General features: G+C 66.9%; 18 protein-coding genes. 11 read left to right on the top strand and 7 right to left on the bottom strand.

Features of this window, described 5'->3' with window-relative positions; all coding sequences use genetic code 11:
• The first annotated feature begins 214 nt into the window (after nt 1-214).
• A complete protein-coding gene (locus tag HL189_RS01975; protein WP_369132021.1) occupies nt 215-769 on the top strand; it encodes a hypothetical protein in 555 nt (184 codons plus the stop codon).
• Between the two features lie 354 nt (nt 770-1,123).
• Here the strand turns inward: HL189_RS01975 and HL189_RS01970 are convergent, their stop codons facing one another.
• From HL189_RS01970 to HL189_RS01955, 4 genes are all read right to left on the bottom strand, one after another.
• Entirely contained in the window at nt 1,124-2,050 is a 927-nt protein-coding gene (locus HL189_RS01970; RefSeq protein WP_369132020.1) for a hypothetical protein, read from the bottom strand.
• A 113-nt stretch (nt 2,051-2,163) separates the two neighbouring features.
• Nucleotides 2,164-2,589: a hypothetical protein gene (locus tag HL189_RS01965; protein WP_369132019.1), complete on the bottom strand. Its 426-nt coding sequence runs from the start codon at nt 2,587-2,589 to the stop codon at nt 2,164-2,166.
• A gap of 362 nt (nt 2,590-2,951) precedes the next feature.
• Nucleotides 2,952-3,290: a hypothetical protein gene (locus tag HL189_RS01960; protein ID WP_369132018.1), complete on the bottom strand. Its 339-nt coding sequence runs from the start codon at nt 3,288-3,290 to the stop codon at nt 2,952-2,954.
• A 186-nt stretch (nt 3,291-3,476) separates the two neighbouring features.
• Complete coding sequence (locus HL189_RS01955) at nt 3,477-4,919, bottom strand: recombinase family protein (RefSeq protein ID WP_369132017.1); 1,443 nt, start codon at nt 4,917-4,919, stop codon at nt 3,477-3,479.
• Nucleotides 4,920-5,156: 237 nt separating this feature from the next.
• On the opposite strand from HL189_RS01955, the gene HL189_RS01950 reads away from it, so the two are divergent.
• Together HL189_RS01950 and HL189_RS01945 are read left to right on the top strand one after the other, a co-directional pair.
• The gene (locus HL189_RS01950) at nt 5,157-5,537 is read left to right on the top strand and encodes a hypothetical protein (RefSeq protein WP_369132016.1); all 381 of its coding nucleotides are present in this window, start codon (nt 5,157-5,159) and stop codon (nt 5,535-5,537) included.
• 305 nt (nt 5,538-5,842) lie between these two features.
• Nucleotides 5,843-6,343: a toll/interleukin-1 receptor domain-containing protein gene (locus tag HL189_RS01945; protein ID WP_369132015.1), complete on the top strand. Its 501-nt coding sequence runs from the start codon at nt 5,843-5,845 to the stop codon at nt 6,341-6,343.
• 50 nt (nt 6,344-6,393) lie between these two features.
• Here HL189_RS01945 and HL189_RS01940 read toward each other — a convergent pair whose 3' ends face one another.
• On the bottom strand, nt 6,394-7,563 hold the full coding sequence (locus HL189_RS01940; protein WP_369132014.1) for a protein kinase family protein: 1,170 nt from the start codon (nt 7,561-7,563) through the stop codon (nt 6,394-6,396).
• Nucleotides 7,564-7,772: 209 nt separating this feature from the next.
• On the bottom strand, nt 7,773-8,444 hold the full coding sequence (locus HL189_RS01935; protein ID WP_369132013.1) for a phage major capsid protein: 672 nt from the start codon (nt 8,442-8,444) through the stop codon (nt 7,773-7,775).
• Nucleotides 8,445-8,749: 305 nt separating this feature from the next.
• Here HL189_RS01935 and HL189_RS01930 point away from each other — a divergent pair, with 305 nt between their 5' ends.
• From HL189_RS01930 to HL189_RS01900, 7 genes are all read left to right on the top strand, one after another.
• Nucleotides 8,750-9,121 carry a hypothetical protein gene (locus HL189_RS01930; protein ID WP_369132012.1) on the top strand — a complete coding sequence of 124 codons (372 nt, stop codon included), beginning with the start codon at nt 8,750-8,752 and terminating at the stop codon, nt 9,119-9,121.
• Nucleotides 9,122-9,373: 252 nt separating this feature from the next.
• A complete protein-coding gene (locus HL189_RS01925; protein ID WP_369132011.1) occupies nt 9,374-9,562 on the top strand; it encodes a hypothetical protein in 189 nt (62 codons plus the stop codon).
• Nucleotides 9,559-10,452, top strand: a complete 894-nt coding sequence (locus HL189_RS01920) for a hypothetical protein (RefSeq protein ID WP_369132010.1) — start codon at nt 9,559-9,561, stop codon at nt 10,450-10,452. The genes HL189_RS01925 and HL189_RS01920 overlap by 4 nt, the downstream gene beginning before the upstream one ends.
• A gap of 207 nt (nt 10,453-10,659) precedes the next feature.
• Nucleotides 10,660-10,965, top strand: a complete 306-nt coding sequence (locus HL189_RS01915; RefSeq protein WP_369132009.1) for a hypothetical protein — start codon at nt 10,660-10,662, stop codon at nt 10,963-10,965.
• A 671-nt stretch (nt 10,966-11,636) separates the two neighbouring features.
• A complete protein-coding gene (locus tag HL189_RS01910) occupies nt 11,637-12,536 on the top strand; it encodes a hypothetical protein (protein ID WP_369132008.1) in 900 nt (299 codons plus the stop codon).
• Nucleotides 12,481-13,587: an NUDIX hydrolase gene (locus HL189_RS01905; protein ID WP_369132007.1), complete on the top strand. Its 1,107-nt coding sequence runs from the start codon at nt 12,481-12,483 to the stop codon at nt 13,585-13,587. Before HL189_RS01910 ends, HL189_RS01905 begins: the two co-directional genes overlap by 56 nt.
• 1,958 nt (nt 13,588-15,545) lie before the next feature.
• Nucleotides 15,546-15,707, top strand: a complete 162-nt coding sequence (locus HL189_RS01900; protein ID WP_369132006.1) for a hypothetical protein — start codon at nt 15,546-15,548, stop codon at nt 15,705-15,707.
• Nucleotides 15,708-15,947: 240 nt separating this feature from the next.
• Here HL189_RS01900 and HL189_RS01895 read toward each other — a convergent pair whose 3' ends face one another.
• Nucleotides 15,948-16,418, bottom strand: coding sequence for a hypothetical protein (locus HL189_RS01895; protein ID WP_369132005.1), 471 nt, complete (start codon nt 16,416-16,418; stop codon nt 15,948-15,950).
• 376 nt (nt 16,419-16,794) lie between these two features.
• Here HL189_RS01895 and HL189_RS01890 point away from each other — a divergent pair, with 376 nt between their 5' ends.
• A complete protein-coding gene (locus tag HL189_RS01890; RefSeq protein WP_369132004.1) occupies nt 16,795-17,559 on the top strand; it encodes a hypothetical protein in 765 nt (254 codons plus the stop codon).
• Nucleotides 17,560-17,619 lie beyond the last annotated feature (60 nt).

The following is a 17,619-nucleotide window of genomic DNA, read 5'->3' as shown; positions in this document are numbered from 1 at the left end:
GCACCGAGGGGCGGCGCCCTCGGGTCGGAGGCCGTGGCCACGGCCACCATCGCCGGCCGACGAGACGTGACCTCCCTCGTGCTACGGGTTCACGGGGCAGGGCCTGGGTCCTGGCTGGCATCACAGGGGGCACAGCCGCTTGCATGTGTGAGACGCCGATGCCTACAGTCAGGTGTGCTCACACATGTGAGCGTGTCCGAAGCAAGGAGTCGAGATGTCTGTTGACCCCGACACCGTGCCAGTGACTCCGGCAAGCGGTGACCAGATGATTCCGCTCGTGACCTGGGTGGAGGCAAGTCGGGCGTCGCTGATTCAGTCCCAGATCGCGCAGCTGCTCGTCCGCTCGGAGCCAGGAGGCGGGGGCGAGTACAGGCCGCCCTACTCCAACAGCTTCGGGCCGAAGGACGCCTGGGAGCTGCCCAGGTGGGCTGCGAACGAGGAGTCGGCCGCTACGTGGATTCTGGGCGTCCTCGGACCCAACCAGAGGCGGGTCATCGCTCGGCTGATTGCGGCCGGCACCGATGGTGTATGGACCGGCGAGCTGCGCCGTTCGGTCGGCTATGACGAGGCGATGACCATGTCCGGCGTCTTCAAGGCGATCGGCGGAAGGTTTCGGGCCACCGGGCACCGCCCGATCTGGAATGGCGGCCCCAAGAACTCCCAGAAGGGGCAGCTCCTTTCGGTCAGGGACGAGACAGCCCGTGAGCTCTTCGCGCGTGTCCTCAGGGCCCGGTATGCGGACCTCGCCGAGGAGTACGGCATCGCTTGATCGTGGGGGCGCGGGAGCCCCCGGGTGCCGCCCCTCTGGAGGGGGGCGCCTCTGACCATCCGTCTGCTCGCCCATCACAGGTGCGATGAATCGTCACGGCATTGATTGCGCCGGCGAGCGTATTACGTCCGCACCAGTGGAACCCGATTGACCATGGTCACCCTCGGTCGTGCACGCTGGGAACAGTGCCTGCGGTTCACGCCCGTTCCTCCACCGGGTCGATGGTGAGCGGGCTCCGCAACCCTGACACCCCTGCCTTGGCTCAATCCCGGCGACCGAGCGGCCCGGAAGTACCGGGAGTATCGGGAGGGCGGCTACGCGCGCGGGCGCGACCGGTCCGTGCCGGCAGTTGAATCAGGTTCTGCCTTCTCGGACCGCCCGCAGGGGCCGAACGGTCGCCTCGGGTCCACTGGACGTCCCCAGTCCCAGCTCAGCCCGAAGCTGCGCCAGCAGCTCCGCCTTGACCTCCGCGATCAGCGCGTGCGCCTGCACGAGTTCCTTCAGCGTCATCTGCTCCTCCTTCTGAGATGTGTCAATCGACAATGGAGCACCACTAGCCAGTGGCGCGAGATCGCTCTTCGTCGTAGGTGCCGAGCGAGGGGCATCACTAGTCAGTGGCTCCGAGGTGGTGCTCGAGGTGAGGAGCACCATGGAAGGGGCACCACTAGCCCCGCTTGCGGGGCACTGGTTGACCGCAGGCAGCGCCTCGACGGGGGGCAGGCGGTAGACGGCTGCACGGCAGCTCGCCCGACTCCGGCTCTTGGCCCACGGCTGACCCTTCTCGAGCTGTACGAGCAGGCCAGCGTCGAGGCACCGGCGCAGGGCGGTACGGAGGGCGGTCAACCCCAGGCCGGTCTCCCCCAACAGGTACCGGGTGGAGCAGCTGGGGCTGGTCACGTTGAGCACAGCTGCCCGCCGAGCGACGGCATCCAGGACGAGTCGCTGGTTCTCCGACACGGGGCAAGCGGGGTCGCTGAGCCAGGTCCGGAACTTCGCGACATGAGCCGCCCTCGCCTCCTCGTCGAACGGAGGTCTCTCGGCGGCGATGACGACAGCCGCGTCCCACGCCTTCTGGAGCATCTTCTCCAGCTGCTCCCTCGGGCGGTTCTCCCTGTTCCGCTTCGTGGCCGCCTGGTTCCCCAGGTGGCTACTGCGCTTATCGAGCTCGGCGTGCCACTCGGAGTAGTCCCAGTGGGCGTTGACCGCAGCCAGTGCAGTGCGGACGAGGGCGTTGTAGACGGCCACGTCGCGCCCCTTGGCCTTCAGGCTGGCCGTGGTCACGCCATCACGGATGAGGTCGATGTATAGCGGCCTCAGGCTGCGTCTGGCGGGCGCCGGAGCCGCCTCATCACCAACCTGCGGTCCCCCATCTCCTTGGGCGGCCTGTCGGCGGCTCACCCCGCAACCCCGCGCTGGTAGAGCCGCAAGACGCCGCGCCGTCGACTCGGCCGCTCGCTGAGCGTGTAGCCAACCGGCCGGATGATCCCCGCCCGGATGGCGGCGTAAAACCGCCCGCCCATCCGGCAGGGGTGGTCGGCGGTCGGGATGAGCGCCTGGACGTCGTCGGCGGTGAATGGCCGGTCCAGCGCGGCGAGATAGCGGATGGCCGCGTCACAGCAGGAGGCCCACCAGTGGTCCTGGTTGCCGTTGGCCGCGGCTACGCCGGCATCACGGACAGCCCGTGACAGGTCGGCGAGGGTTGCCAAGATCAGGTTGTTCTCGGCGGCCGTACACTCGTCGTTGAGGGGCTTTCTGGAGGCGACGTTCTCGTCGGGGGCGGTGCCGGTTCGCGGCCGGGCCGCCCTTTCGTCTGCCGTCACCGGGGGCCCCTGAGGGAGCCGCGGGGGTTCAGGAGCGCCGAGAGCCGCTGACACTGCTCGGTCGTGAGGGGTGGCGCAGCGTCAATGACCTGCGTGATGTACCGGGCGAGACGAATCTCAGCCAGTTCGGTGGCGGTCTCGTCGGTAGGACGCTTCCAACGCCGCTGGGCGGCGTTCTGGGCGGCGAGACGACGAAGGACAGGATCCTGGGCAGCCAAGGCAGACCTCGCGTGTAGCGATGGTGGTCTGCGGCCGCCCAGTCTGCACGGTCTTCCGGATCAACCGAGGCGTTGCGATCAGTATCGCATACATCACCGCACGTAACGACCGGCGGGTCGACCTGCGCGTGAGGCCGTCAGCGGTCAGGCACCGGCCAGGCGGGCAATCACCTTCCCAGGGCGTCCCCGCGTCTCCCAGCGGCCGACAAGGGCCGGCAGGTCACCCAGGACTCCACGGACACTGACCGAGACGATTCCGTGGGTAGGGCACTCGGTCTCGACGTCACCGGCCGCTGTCTGGTCATCCAGGATGGTCATGTAGCGGGTGATGCGAGGCGGCTTCGTCTCCCGGTCGGTGATCCACCAGCACTCCGCCCAGGTGAACGGGCGCCCTTGCCACTCCTGGGGCACGGAGAAGATCTCGCCGATCCTGGCCCCGCAGGAACCGCAGCGGATGTGGGCCAAACCGGCGCTGGTCCTCATCACGCCGCAGCATCGGCCCCACCTGGACTCGGGACTTACCGGGCACGTCGACGTAGGTGGGCGTGTGGGCCAGACGGCGCCAGCGGGCGTGCTCCAGGTCGCGCTGACTCGCCCCCGGCGTTCCGTGCGGCCACCAGTCGAGCATGGGCGTCGTCGTGGGGCGCGGGTCAACGTCGCGACGGTTGCTCACGCGGCCGATCCCTTCCAGCCGATCGCGACCGCCTCGGGATCGAACGTCCGCGCACCTTGGCGCGTCCGATTGACGGTGATGGTCAGCAGCGTGTCCACGACGGCGCGACGGCGGCTCAGCGGCAGCGACTCCCAGACCTCCGCCCAATGCTCCGCACCGACCAGTCCGTCCAGGAGGGGCGCAGGGTCCAACACACGGGATCGCCCTTCCGCCTCGGCGAGCAGCGGGCGAAGCTTGGCCGTAATCCGCTCCAACTGCCGCCCGTCGATGGCGCCGTCGGCGTACTGGTCGGCAGCGTGATCGAGCCGACCCCGGAGCTGTTCAGCCTCCGCCAGTGCGGCGGACCGCTCGACGCTGTCGTCGGGCACGAACAGGGAGACAGCGTCGGGACGAGCCAGCCGGGCCGCGACCAGGCCCACGATCAGGCGGTCCAGGTCGACCTTCCGGCGAATCACACAGCCGCTTGCCGAGCATCGGTAGGACGGGATCCCGCGATTCTGGGCCACGCGGAGCGCGGCTCCGCAGACGCCGCAGTGGGCAAGACCAGAGAGCAGGTGCGCGGCGGCCGTGCCGGTGCTTGTCCTCCGCCCTGGGTCGGACAGCGCCGCCCGCAGCTGTTCCCAGCGCCCACGGTCAAGGATTGCATCCCAGGCCCCGTCGCCGACGATCTCTCCTTGGTGAACGCGTAGGCCGGCGTTCCGCTCGCGCAGGACCAGGGCGCGGACCATGTTCTTCCCCCAGGGCTTCCCGGCCGGCGAGGGGATCCCCTCAGCGTTGAGGGCTGCCGTGACCGATCGCAGGGACTCCCCGGCCAGCAGGGCGTCGGCAATCCGCCGGACGACGGCAGCCTCCTCCGGCACGACCACCTCGCGCACTGCTCCATCGGGGGTGCGCTGGCGCTGCCATCCGTAGGCGCGTCGCCCGTGGGGGCGGCCGGCGGTCGCGTTCTGCTCCAAGGCTCGCCGCACCCTCTCAGACTTATGTTCGGACTCGTGCCGGGCGATGCTGCCCAACAGCCGTGCCGTCAGCCGACCGTTCGCCGTAGACAGGTCCCACTCGCCCGCCTGCACGGTGACCACGTCGACTCCGGCCCGCTCGACCGCGACGATGAAGCTCTCGAGCTCGGCCGGCGAACGGTGTAGGCGATCGGGATCCCAGGCCAGGACGACGTCGACCGCGGCCGCCCGTACGGCGTCCATGAGATCGGCGTACTGAGGGCGGGGTTTCCCGGAGTAGGCGCTGACGTCGTTGTCGATGTAGGTGCCGACGATCTCCCAGCCGTGCCGACGAGCGAGTTCGTGGCAGTCCTGGCGCTGCCTTTCGACGCCGAGGCCGAGTCCGCGGCGGTCATCACTGATGCGGCAGTAGACGGCCGCGCGAGGAACCTCGGCGAGAGGAGCGCCAGATCGAGCAATCCGGCCGGTGAGGGTCGCGGTCACCTCTTAGGTATGTCAGTTCGAACAGTTGTCGAGCGTGGTCTTCCCCGCCTGCGTACGAGCCGGTAGTTAACTACAACGTTCTCAGCACATGGCCTATCGACGCGGCGGCCGGGTGGAGTTGCGCTTCACCGCTTCACCGCTTCACCGCTTCCTGAAACGCCAGCCTCGCTGCGTGGCACGGCCCCGCCGGGGAGTTCGCTGCGCGACCGGCCTGACGCCGGGTGATTGGATCCGGCCATGGACTTCGAGAGCTGCCTCGCGCTCGGGGGGATTGCATCGGTGCTGATCGGCACCGCGTGCACGCTGTACGGCATCTTCGCGGCGCCGCACTTCCTGACGTATGCCACGTTCGAGGCCGGGCATCGGGATGTGCCTCTTCAAGTGGCCATCAGCCAGAAGTACTCGCGTCCCGTGCCGCCCTACACGCTGGAGGACGTCCGGATCGCGCAACGGGAGGCTGACCTGGAGATGGCGGCCGCCTTCATGCGGGTCGCGGCGCAGGTTGATGCGGCACGCGCGAAGGACCTGAGGAGCACGCAGCGCTGGGCCGGTGTTGGCATCCTGCTAATCGCACTCGGGTCCGTGGCGCAAGGTGGTGCGGTGCTGATGAGCGCCTGATGAAGCAGCGCTGCCCTGGACGCCGGGAGTGGTCTCATAGCGGTTCCCAAGTCCGTGAGGTAGGTCCAGGCAGTTGACCGCGATGTGTCGGAGGACTCCTCTACCCTGCGCGCATGGCTCAGTGCACAGCGCCACGTCAAGGCCACCGCTCCGCGAGCGCGCGTGCGAAATGCCCAGCGTGCGGGGGTAGGGGCTCCTACCGCTCGTCGTACCCGTCCTACGGCGGCCGGTCGTCCTACAGCGGCGGGTCGAGCTACAGCAGCTCATCCAGTGGTGGGAGCTCGCGTCGGACCAGGGCTGGCCGGATGGTCTCGTACACCCCAACGGAGTGGCGAACGGTCGAGCCCTACGCCGAGAAGGCGGTGGAGCAGGCCCGGGTCAACCCAGACCGTCGTGACCTCTTCCTGTGCCACGCCTGGGACGACCGGCAGGGCAGCGCCGCCGAGCTTCATGGCCTCCTGAAGACCAACGGCGCGACGGTGTGGTTCAGCGAGGAAGACCTTCCTCTCGGATCGTTGATGATCCGCGAGATCGACAAGGGGCTCCGCAACTCGCGCATCGGGATCGTGTTGGTGACGCCTGCGCTTCTAAAGAGCATCGAGAAGGAGGGCATCGCTGAGAAGGAACTGGCCGTGCTCCTGAATACCAAGCGCGTCATCCCGGTCACGCACGGGGTCACCTACGAGCAGCTCTTGGACGTCAGCCCCATGCTCGCCTCGCACGCTGGTCTCGACACGGCTGAGTCCTCGTTGGATGACGTGGCCGCCAAGATCGCTGCGGCTGCCGCCGCTCTCCCCGCCCTCTGAAGCTCACTGGCCCCCGCAGGCCCCGAACACACAACCAGCCCGGCCGGGCTCTAAGCGGTTGCCTTCGCGGGTGACGCGACCACCTTTTCCACGTCTGCTATCAGCGCGAGCACGGTCTGGTAGCGCTGGCTGAGGTCATGGCTGGCGCACTTATGGATGATTTGACCGATTTCGCCGTCGCTGGGCGGAAGCTTCTCCTTGCCGGTGAATATGTAGGCGAGGACCCAAGCGATCGAGTACATCTCGTTGACGACCGCGTATTCCTTGAAGCTCGCGAGCAGCGGGTCGCGGTGAGTCCCCTTCATGGCGGTCTGGGTGAGGGTGAAGTCTTTGCTTAGGTCCTTCACCAGCCCAAAGTCCGACAGCTTGACTAGTACCGCACTCTCTCCGTAGACCTTCAGCAAGATGTTTTGCAGGCTGATGTCTCGGTGCAGGTACTGGTTAACGTGCAGGTAGTTGACGCCGTAAAGGAATTGGAGTGCAATGCGCTTTCGAGTGCCGAACTTGAGCGTTGCGTTCCTCTTTCGGATGTACTCCCGCAGCGTGGTGTCGCAGTACTCCATCCGGTACTCGTTGAGATCGTCGTTGTACTTGTAGACCTCCACCACGTAGGGGAAGCTGAGCTTCTTCATCACCTCAAACTCCTGCTTGAAGCGCAGCAGGTCGCGCTCGTCCAGCCCCCTCTTCGCCCTTTTGACAGCGAACTGGATGTCGTAGTCAGGATCCACGTAGGAATAGACGTGGGCGTAGGAACCACTTCCCACCATCTTGAGCGATACCGGCTGCTGTTCCTTCTTCAGCTTCACGCTCATAGCCGCGCGAGTGAAGACTGGCTGGTACTCGATGAGCTCGATGGGCTCGAAATCCTCGGGCACCGTGCTGCCCCTCACTGGGGAAAGCCAAGGCCTGCAGCGATCCAGCGCTTCCTGGTACCGAGCGTCGACTTCGACCTCGACGCCGGACCTCTTCAGCGTATGGAGGTCTATCTCGATCTCGTCGATGAGCGCGAGTAGGTCGCGACTGTTGTCCGCCCAGTAGTAGCGGGTGGACTTGGCGCGGCCGTTGATGTCACTGAAGTGCTGGTTCAACCGCTTGTGGAGAACCGCAAACATGTGACCCCAGTCTGCGTCGTCATACAGGCGCGAGAACTTTGGAGACGAAGGCATCGCCTCGTACTTCTCTCGCAGGTCCGTCACCATCAACGCCACCGGATCGGCCATCGTCTCTGCCCCCTCGAGTCGAACGCCATGCTCTCATTGGGGTCCGACTCAGGGCGGTGATGAGCCCGGACGACACGAGCGCCCGGCTGAAGGGAATCGGCCGGGCTCTGAAGTGGGCACCGCCCCCTGGACTCTCACCAGTCCAGGGGGCGGCTCCGTTCCCCCAACCGCCCGTGCCGGGAAGGAGTCCAGCAGGGGCCGAAGTTCGGTCAGCCGCCGATGCTGATCTTGACGAGACCGGCCAGGTGCGGGTAGCCGAAGCCGACGCGCATGACGGCCTTGACGGCGACACGGTCTGAGGTGAAGTACACACTTCGGTCCGTCTCGACGGTGGCGTCCTCGCGGATCACGACGACCGCCCGGTCCTGCGGGATGCCCCAGATGGTCCCGGCCGGGACGGAGGGTGACACGTGCAGGGTCACGCCGTTGATGGACCGCTGACCGCCCAGCAGGGTCTGGTTGGAGCCGGTGCCGGTCTTGAGCACCGCCAGGGCCAGGGCGTCCGCCGGGTTGGCGACGAAACTGGTCAGCCGCGCACCGACGTTCTCGGCCAGCGACTGAGCCTCGGCGAAGGCGTCGAGCGAGTCGAACGCGGCACCGGCGTCCACCGTCTGCACGTTGCCGGCAGTGGTGGCCAGCGAGCTGAGGCCCTTCGGAGCCGGGGCGGGGAGGTTGCCAAAGAACGCGGCGTCGACCTTGCGGGCAATGTCGCGGGCCAGGCCAGCGCCCACGGTCTGGGCAGCCTGCGGCGAGGAGTCCTCGGCCAGTTCGCGGGTGATGATCGTGAGCCCGGCGACCTTGGCCGGGTGCACGTCCACCTCGTCGAGGACGGCGTCGCTCGGGGCGATCTCCCACAGACCGGCCCACCCGCCGACCCACAAGGAGATCCGATGCCTGACCTGACCCCGGTCTTCAGCGACCCCACCCCCGCCACCTGCCCCGAGTGCGGTGGCCCGCAGCTGGTGCCCCATCCGGCTGGCCTGGTGTACCGGCACGACACCCTGGCCGGCTGCACCCTCCAGGCCGCCGAGGACGCCCGGCTGGTGGCTGACAAGGCCGTGCATGTACGGCCAGCGTCGGCCGGGTCACGTGGCTGGGCGAGTCCGACACCACCGTCCGGGATCTGCTGCAGCGGACCCCGCAGGGCGATGAGGACCGCAGCGAGCGGCAGGAAGTCGCGGACTGGTTGATCGGCTACCTGACCGCCCAAGGCGGAAGCGCGACCTCCAGGGACGTCTGGGAGGCCGGCAAGAAGGAGCACTTCAGCAAGGACCAGCTCAAGCGCGCGAAGGGCAAGCAGGTCCGCTCCGCGAAGGTCGCCGACCGCTGGGTGTGGGCGATCGTCACCGACCCGACAAGCCCCCTACCTGCAAGGGAGCAGCAAGGGAGCAAGAGCGCAGGGGACAAGAGTGCCGCTCCCTTGCTCCCTTCCCTGCTCCCTTCCCCGCACGCGTGCCCCGACCACCCCAACGACAAGCGGGCCGCCAACGGCAAGTGCATCGGCTGCATCGCCGACCGCAGCAACCGCCTCACCCGCGAAGAAAGGCAATCCGCATGAACACCCACTGCCCCGTCTGTCACGGCCCGGTGGCTGTCGCCGTCAACGCCCGCGAAGGCCGCTGCCGCCTGTGCAAGCCCCGACGCAAGCGGCGCCACTCCCAGCCCCGACCCACCAACTACTCCAGCAACTTCGCTGAGTTCCTCGCCCAGCACAACGGCGGCTGGGTCTGACAGAGCCGCCGGGCGCGGGGTGCCGGACAAACCCGAGCCCACCCCGCGTCCGGCGCACCACCCACCGAAAGGACCCCCGATGTCACGCAAGCGCGACCACGAGCGAGACCGCGAACTCGCCGCACTGTTCGCCGAAGCCGTCGAACCCATGTTCAACCGCACCGCAGCCATCAACACCCGCGACGTCCTCACCGACATCGCCGAACACACCACCACGCAGCCCCGCCTGCTCACCAACGACGACCTCATCAACGGGAGCCACCAGTGACCATGCCCATCGCCTTCACCGTCAACGACCGCGTCAAGCAGGTCCGCGCCGCACTGGCCTACGCCGACCCCAAGAAGCGGGCACTGCCCGCCGTCATCGAGGACGCCCTGCGCCTGTGGGAAGCCGCCCAGCAGCTCCCCAGCAACCAGCCGGGCAACGCCCACAGCTCCACCCTCGAACGGGAGATCGTCGGTGACCTCGTCGCCACCGCCACCGCCGACACCCTCGGCACGGCGGTCCACGACGCCGAAGCCCGACTGCGGTACGCCGACGCAGCCGACCGACTCCGCAAGGCCGGCCTGACCGACGCCCTCGCCTACAAGGTCGACGCCGCGATCACCACCGGCCTCACCGAGATCCACGCCCGCCTCGCACCCGCCCTGCTCGAGCACGCCTACAAGCTCCGCCAGGTCGCCGCCAAGCTCCCCGCCGACCCGTTCGACCCCGTCGCCGTCCTCGCGGCCAAGGCCGGTCCCGCCTTCGACATCGCCCAGGAAGAGTGCGCGGCACTGATCGCCATCGGCGCACCGTTCGCACCCCGGCCCGGCACCGTGACCAACGTGCCGCGATCGGCACAGCCGCTCGTCGCCATCACCGACGTCGGCACCGTCGTCCCACAGACCACCGTGTCCCTCGGCCAGATCGACGACCGCGGCAACACCCCGGCCGAAGCCGCGCAGTACAAGGCCGTGCGACAGATGCACACCGACGCCCACCAGGACGGCACCGACGTCGCCATCGTCCGGGCAGCAGCCGGCACCTACGGCGACCGCGTCACGTTCGCCCTCGTCCACCCCGACAACGCGCTCGACCGCGCACAGCAGCACACCAACGCCGAACTCGTCCGACGCGGCGAGATCGACCGCAGTCAGATGCTGGCGCTCCGATGACCGGCCGATCGTCACAGACGGTGACCGAACACGGGGGTCCAGCCCTCGACCCGCGTGCACACCGCCACCGCAGGGAGATGGCTGACCCGCTTGACCAGCTAGAACGGTTGACCTATTCGGGCTTGCCGATGGACGGTCACCGTGCGTAAAGCCCCTGAGAAGGCCCCTGCCGGCCTGGGAACCGACGCCCTAGCCTTGTGGTCGTCCGTGATCGACAGCTTCGACCTCGAGGAGCACGAGCGGGCGCTGCTGGTGGAGGCGTGCCGCACCGTCGACCTGCTGTCCAAGCTCGAGGAGGAACTGCGTCGGGATGGGGTGCTGGTCGAGTCACCGCAAGGCGTAAAGGCGCACCCGGCCGCGACAGAGGCCCGTCAGCAGCGAATCGCCCTGGCCCGCCTCCTGGCAGCGATGCGGCTGCCCCAGGGCGAGGAAGGCGACCAGCAGGTCGGAGCCCGTCCCCAGCGACGTGGCGGGGTGCGTGGCACGTACGGCATTCGCGGGGCCGTGTCGTGAGGCGGCGTCAGGTTCCGCTGGTCGAGTTCAGCGACGCCGAGCCTCCGCAGGAGCTGTTGTGGTTCATCCGCACCGGGCTGGCTCCGACCGCCGAGGGTGGGGCGGCGTTCCTGCGGGCCCGCAACGCGTGGCGGGTATCGCAGAACGGGTCTCTGCCGCCTCTGAGCTCGTTGGATCGGGCTGCGCTGCGGAGGCTCGGGGTGCCGTCAGATCTGATCGACGCGGAGAACAAGGTCGATCGTTCTAGCCGGCGGGGAGGGACCGGTCGCCTCCCGCAGGTCGCCCACTCAGTGGATGGCCACGGGAACACCCGGCTGGGGGTGTCCGAGTGAAGCGGCGCCCGGCCCCGGTTCCGCTGGCTCCAGAGCGGCTCCGTCGCTTCATGGTGTCGGAGTGGGACGTCCCGCGGCTTCTGCAGGGTCGCACCGAGTGGGAGGGCGCAGCACTGGGGACAACTCGGGCCGTTCTACGCATGGCGCGAGGCGCGTCGCCGTTGGTCGGAGTACCACGGCGATGCGCTCGGCAACTTCGTGCAGCGACTGCTGCATGAGCGGCAAGTCCGGTCCCTCATCGTGAAGTCGCTTCGCGGGAGGGCAACCTAAGCAGGCACGGGGCGGCGGTTGGCCCACCCTTCAACCCGCCGATGACCTAAGGTTCGGTCAGTGCACCCAGTGGCAAAGACGACGACGCTCCGACGTTGGTACTTCCTCTCGCTGGTGCTCGGCTTCGCCGTTGTCGTGCTCGTGCGCCTGTTCGTCCTGCCTGAGCCGACGGGCGAGTCCGATCGGTGGGTACAGGTTACGTCGAACGTTGCTGATAACTTGATCGCCACCATTCTTGTGGCCATAGCCGTGGGCGCGCTCGTTCCTTTCCTCTTTCCCTCCAACGACTCCTCTGAGTCGATTGAGCTACTGGACACCAAGGCGATAGAGGATGCGATCGAAGAGGCGACGAAGGACGCACGCGAGTGGAATGTGCGCGCCCGAACTGCCAACTATTTTTCGCGTCACACGCTACCTTGGTTGACTAAGGCGGCACTGAAGGGTCGGCGACCCGTCAACATCAAAATGCAACTGCTGGACCCTGAAAATGAAGATCTCCTGCGCGCTTACGCACGCATGCGCAGCAACCCCGCGAAGCAGTGGACAGTTGATCGTGTGCGCCTTGAGATCTACGCATCAATATTGGAGGCCGCCATTTGCAAGCAGGAAGCCCCCCGCATCAACATAACAGTGGGATTGAGTTCGATGAACTGGGTTATGAGCTTGGACCTGTCGGACGAGATGGCTCTGGTCACCGGACAGAACAAGGGTGAGCCCGGCCTTCTCTTCAGCAAGGCCTCGGAATTTTTCACTGGATGGTGCGACGATTTCGAGAGCGCCTTCGCTGGATGTCGACACTTGATTCCGGAGCATCCTGGGATCACCCGATCCGGCATGCGGCAACCCACAGATGCGGACATTGTTGGGGTTCGCAAATTCTTCTCCTCTCTAGGACTTAATACTTGCGCGTCCGATGATGAGTTGCGAAAAGTCATTGCTCAAAGGGGCGCGCCTGATAACTATGCCTGAGCATGAATTGCGCATGTGGCTGGAAGCGCAGACTTGGCCAGACTTGCGCGCTCGTCTCGAGGGCACGACGGACCTTGTGGCTTATGACCACCCATACGGCTTCGTCGTTTGTCGATTGCGCGAGGACGAGATTGAGGGCTGGCAGATACGGCTGCACCTCTGGCCATCTCGCGGCGAGATGGAGCGGGTAATGGCTCGCAGAGGCACCCTTGACCAACAGGTCCATGCGCACGGGTGGCGAATCTTATCCACCGTCCTGATCGGGTCCATAGAGGAGTCTCGGTACGTCGTTTCTCCCTGTGAATCTTCAGAAACCAGCCTGTATCGCGTGGAAAGTGACTATGGCTCCGGGACGAGTCGGCTGGCGCTGGAGGCGCCCGCCGTCGGTGTGCGCCTGGCTAGTCGGTCCGAGAGGGGTGCTCACTCGGGTGTGATCGAAATACCTCGCGGCGAGTACCACTCCAGTGCTTCCTTGGTGGCGCCGTCCTTGACTCTTGTGGCGACTGAGCTACGGGGCGGTAGCTCTTTCGTCGTTGCGCCCAAAGGGCTCGGTCCTATGATCGTGAATGCGCGGAGACCAGTGTTGGACCTGGCCGAGCAGTTCGCCTACTTCGACGAGCAGTACAGCGCTGGAGTCGGTGACAAGTGGGCAGCGTTCGTGTTCATCGTGGACGACTCGTCGGGCAAGGTGTTGTTGGTTCGCTCCTCGCGGAGGCCCGAGCTTTGGCAACCCGTCGGTGGTCGCCAAGAGCCAGGTGACCTGAGTCCAATCCGGACAGTCGTGCGTGAGGTAGATGAGGAAGTGGGGTTGTCAATAGCCCCCGATTCCCTTCACCCGCTCCTGCAGCAACCGAGAGACGTCGGTGACGGGAAGGTCTTTTTTTGGCTCACCACCGTCAGTGACGTCTCCTCTCTCCGGTTGCAGGAGTCGGAAATCTTGGAGGCGAGATGGGTAGACGTTGGTGACCTTGGCGCCTACCCGATGTATCAAGGGAGCTTGGTTGCGTTGCCGCACCTCTTCGGCGCAATGCAAAGAAGAACCTCTAACTAACCAAGTGGAGCGGTTCCAACCGGCCGCAACCGGCAACTCGCACTCACGACACCTCGATGAAGTTTGTGGCAACACGCCAGTTGTGGCCCTGGCCCGATTGGGATGTGGACGCCGGGGCACCGGACGAGGACTCAAGTTTGAACTGGCGGCAGCGCTGGCTCGTTCGATGCAACCCACCTCAACCCACCTCGCCGGCACTCGTGGGCCGCGACAAGCTCAGTGGATCGCTGTGGGGTCGCATGAAGACCGCGGACGGGACGTGGCTGGGCCCCGCCACGCTGTTCGCCGGCTGCTTCTTCGAGGGCGCCCAGTTGGGATGGCACCCGGGGTCGGAGCTGCGCACGCTCGACTGACCTGGTGCACCCCCGGACTAGCCGGCATGCCAGTGTGAACCCCATGGCTGCGTTGCTTTGGGTCCTGTACGCAACCGCGGCGGTCGCAGAGATCGTTGGGGGGTGCTGATGGCCGTCCAACGCGTATCACTCAACTTGGACACCGACGGCACGCCCTACTTCACACCTCAATCCCGCAGCCGGTTCATCCTCCCGGTCGCCTTGGTTCTCGCGGGGATAGTCGTCGGCTTCGTCGCAAACGTTGTTTCGATCTACGCGTAACTTGCTTGTGGTGCCGACGCTGCCTCAGGGGTCGCCATTCCGGGGATACCCAAAAAGGGTGGCATCGGGCCTCGCGACCCCGCACGTTGGGCAGAACAGCGGCACACTGCCCCGGTGCCCGACGACCTGACCTGCGAGTACGTCGCAGGCTGCGGTGAGCCAGCCGCGTACGGGGTCAGCCTCGGTGGAGAGCGCTACCGCCCCGCCTGTTGGGAACATGCCCTTTTCCGGGCCCTGCCCCAGGCGCGCACTCTTACTACGGTCGAGTTGGCGCCGTTGGACTGGGCCTTCGGCGACGACGCGCCGGCTTGAGCCGTTATCGGGGGCGGCTGTGCCGTTTCGTCCGGTTGTGCTTGGCTCCAAGGTTGCCGCCGATGGCCACGCATGCCGCCTGGAAGCGTCCCGCAGTCCCGGGTCGCTGTGCCGACCCGGCGGGGAAGTGCATTGCAGCTACCGCTCGGCGAGAATGCGTTGAGCATACGCAACATAAAGGCTGAGGATTTCGCCTTCCCTATGCTTCTGCGCGCCATGTTCCCGTTGTAGCCTTTCCAAGTCTTGCATGGGGTCGTCGAACGGCCGAGTGGACTCCGCAGACATGTTGTTGACGACTGACACCAGGTGTACCGGAGTTATCTCGTCCGGCGTCATTCCCACTATTACGTCGCTAGGCCGCCGGGTGGCGACGATGCAGTCTTCTTGTTCAACACCGACGCGAATCAGTCCCGCTTGGTCGACGGCCAAGCAGAGATAGCCCGTCTTAGGGTTAAGCACTTCCCCCATAGACGAGGTGCCGCCGTAATGTCTCCACCCGCCTCGGTGGGCCTCACCCGTGCGGCGGTCGAGCGGGAATAGAGCCCAGCCGCGTGTCGTCCGCGCCACTGGTGTAGACGGCTCAGGCGGCGGCTGCCGCCGAAACCATCGGCCTTTTGGTGGCGTGGGCGCTGGTCTTGTCGTCGCCGCCGAGTGCAACGGCAAGCTCGGGACTCCGCGGTCGCGAGCCTCTTTGGCGAACCATCGACCGAGTAGCCGCAAAGAGTCGCGCCATTCTTCCAGTTCGTCGGCGGCTGCCCGTGCCTTGGACCGAAGCTCCTGCTGCCGGGCCTCCCCGGTCGCAGCCATGGCACGCCCGTGGTCGAGCAGTTCGTCGAATGACGCCGGACGCCTGGGAGGGCGCCATGAACCGACAGGTGGTGGGACGAGCTCTGGGCCATCGGGTAGTTGGAAGCTCACGTCGGCAATATGGCGCGAAGCAGGCCTGACGTCCAGGCTCGGCTCAGCCCGCTGCTCAGCGGGCTTCCAGGACCGAGACGACCTCACGTATGCGGCGGGTGGCAGCCTCACCGCATGACTGTCTGGGAGTACAAGGTCGTCGAGCCGAACATGAAGATTCGCGACCGTATCGAGGTCATGGAGCGCGAGTTCAACCGAGTCGGCGAGGAAGGTTGGGAGCTGTGCTCTGACCACGGCGGGTCCTACACCTTCAAGCGGCCACGACCGGGGCAGTGAGAGACGGTCGGCCAAGGGGTCCGGCAGAGTGGCCAGCCTCCACAGACGTCCTGCGGCAGAGCCGGTGCCGTGGCCAGGAGTCGCACACGCACGCGCCTTAGGGCAGCGTTGGCCGCGGCCTTCGGTCCGCAACGAGTCCGCAGAACGCCCGTACCGGGTCAAGACTGCCAACCACTACAGACGACAGATATGCAGGTCAGACGGGCAGTACCGATCGTCCCCGCAGGTCAGCGGCCAGGGTCAAATGATGTCCGGGATCACCACGTGCAGCCGGGAGCCGTCGGGCAGCATCGCGTCCACGAACGGCGTGGACATGTCCACCCGGCGCCCCGAGGTGCGCAGCATCCGCTCCACCAGGTCGGCCAGCTGCCCCGGCGCAAGCACCGTCGTCGTCAGCTCCGACCGGCCGCGCCGGGCGACGAACACCCGCCCCGGCGCGTTGACCCAGATCTCCTCGACCTCGCGGTCGTCGAGGTACCGCTGCAGCGGCCCGTAGCCGGCCACCCGGTCCAGCACGTCGCGGGCGACCGCCTCCGGGTCACTGACCGGCGGCAGCGCGGAGGACAGTGACCGCTCGGAGTAGTCGGCCAGCACGTCCCGCACCAGCAGCCGCACCGGCGCCGGGTCGACGAACGGGTCGAGACCACGTCGCCGGATCAGCTCCCGGACCTCGCCGTCGACCACGTCCACAGCGCTGCGCGAAGCAGCCACGACACCCCCGTCGAACAGTCACTTTGCCCCAAGGTCGGGTGACTGTAAGGGCAAGGAGCGCCGGTCTGCCGAGCTCCTGTGGACGGATCATGAACTTTCTGTCGCACTGGCGCCGGACGGCGCTGACTTAGTCACGCAAGGTCACGAAGTCGACCGAGATGCCTCCACCTGACTGGATCAGCAGGCGTCGCAGGGAGGCACCTCCCCGGCGTCCAGCGGACAGCGAGCCGAGGACTCAGCGGGCGATCGACAGCCCGTACCGCTCCAGCGGTCAGGAGTCGGTGCGCAGCGCCTCGTGAGCGGTCGGGGCCCGCGGGGTCTCCCAGCGGAGTTCCTGCTGGCATCCTCCATGAGTCGCAACGGACAGGAGACCCACATGACCGGCAGCTTCAACCTCCCGAAGCCGGAGTTCGACGTCGAGGCGACCGTCGAGCGTGCGATGGCGTTGATCAACCGGACTCTCCAACCTTCCCTTGAGGAGGCCCGTGCGGCCGTCGACAAGGTCCGAGCGAGCAAGCCCCTGGTCGCACCGGGAGACCTGGTGAGCCAGGTCACCCGTGGAAATCGGGTCAAGGCGGCGCGAGCGGTCTCCTACTCCCTGCCGTCGATCCTCCCGGGCGTCGGGACGGCGATCTCGGCCGCCGCGCTCCCAGTCGCCTTGAGGGAGGTCCTGAAGGAGTCGGTCAGTGCGGCGATCAAGGTAGGGCTCCTCCACGACAGGGACCTCACCGACCCTGAACTCACCCGCATCGCCGTCCTCCTGATCCTCACGGAGGGAGCGGTCAAGCTCGACAAGACCGGGAAGATCCGCCCCGACGCGATCCTGGGACCCCACGCGTCCCTGCTGGGACAGGCCGCTGCGTACGACGCCCTGGCGGCCCTGACGGCGAAGGAGCGGCAGGAGATCGCCGCCTCGCAGTCAGAGATCCTCCGGGCCTGGTCGCTGGCGGTCGGGCCGCCCCTCCTGGCCGGGCTGATCCCCTTCGGCGTGGGGCCCATGGCCGCCGCGAACTACATGCAGTACGTCCTGAAGGGCACGATCACCGCTGCCACGCGGGTCTTCGGGCCCGCTGGACCCCCGCTGGTGACCGTCGAGGAGATCCCCGAACGTGAGGTGCAGCAGGACGCCCCCGAGTCCTGAGCCGGTACGTCAACCCGTTCGGGGCGGACGGGCTGCAGCCTGGCCGCACCGAGGGTCACC

This window comes from Modestobacter sp. I12A-02662, from assembly GCF_041028325.1.
GTDB lineage: Bacteria > Actinomycetota > Actinomycetes > Mycobacteriales > Geodermatophilaceae > Modestobacter.
This window is presented reverse-complemented; position numbering and strand designations above follow the sequence as displayed.

Coding starts and splice junctions, on each gene's coding strand:
- HL189_RS01975 (WP_369132021.1), top strand. CDS start 215: ATGTCTGTTGACCCCGACACCGTGCCAGTGACTCCGGCAAGCGGTGAC.
- HL189_RS01960 (WP_369132018.1), bottom strand. CDS start 3,290: ATGAGGACCAGCGCCGGTTTGGCCCACATCCGCTGCGGTTCCTGCGGG.
- HL189_RS01950 (WP_369132016.1), top strand. CDS start 5,157: ATGGACTTCGAGAGCTGCCTCGCGCTCGGGGGGATTGCATCGGTGCTG.
- HL189_RS01945 (WP_369132015.1), top strand. CDS start 5,843: ATGGTCTCGTACACCCCAACGGAGTGGCGAACGGTCGAGCCCTACGCC.
- HL189_RS01940 (WP_369132014.1), bottom strand. CDS start 7,563: ATGGCCGATCCGGTGGCGTTGATGGTGACGGACCTGCGAGAGAAGTAC.
- HL189_RS01925 (WP_369132011.1), top strand. CDS start 9,374: ATGTCACGCAAGCGCGACCACGAGCGAGACCGCGAACTCGCCGCACTG.
- HL189_RS01905 (WP_369132007.1), top strand. CDS start 12,481: ATGATGAGTTGCGAAAAGTCATTGCTCAAAGGGGCGCGCCTGATAACT.
- HL189_RS01900 (WP_369132006.1), top strand. CDS start 15,546: ATGACTGTCTGGGAGTACAAGGTCGTCGAGCCGAACATGAAGATTCGC.
- HL189_RS01890 (WP_369132004.1), top strand. CDS start 16,795: ATGACCGGCAGCTTCAACCTCCCGAAGCCGGAGTTCGACGTCGAGGCG.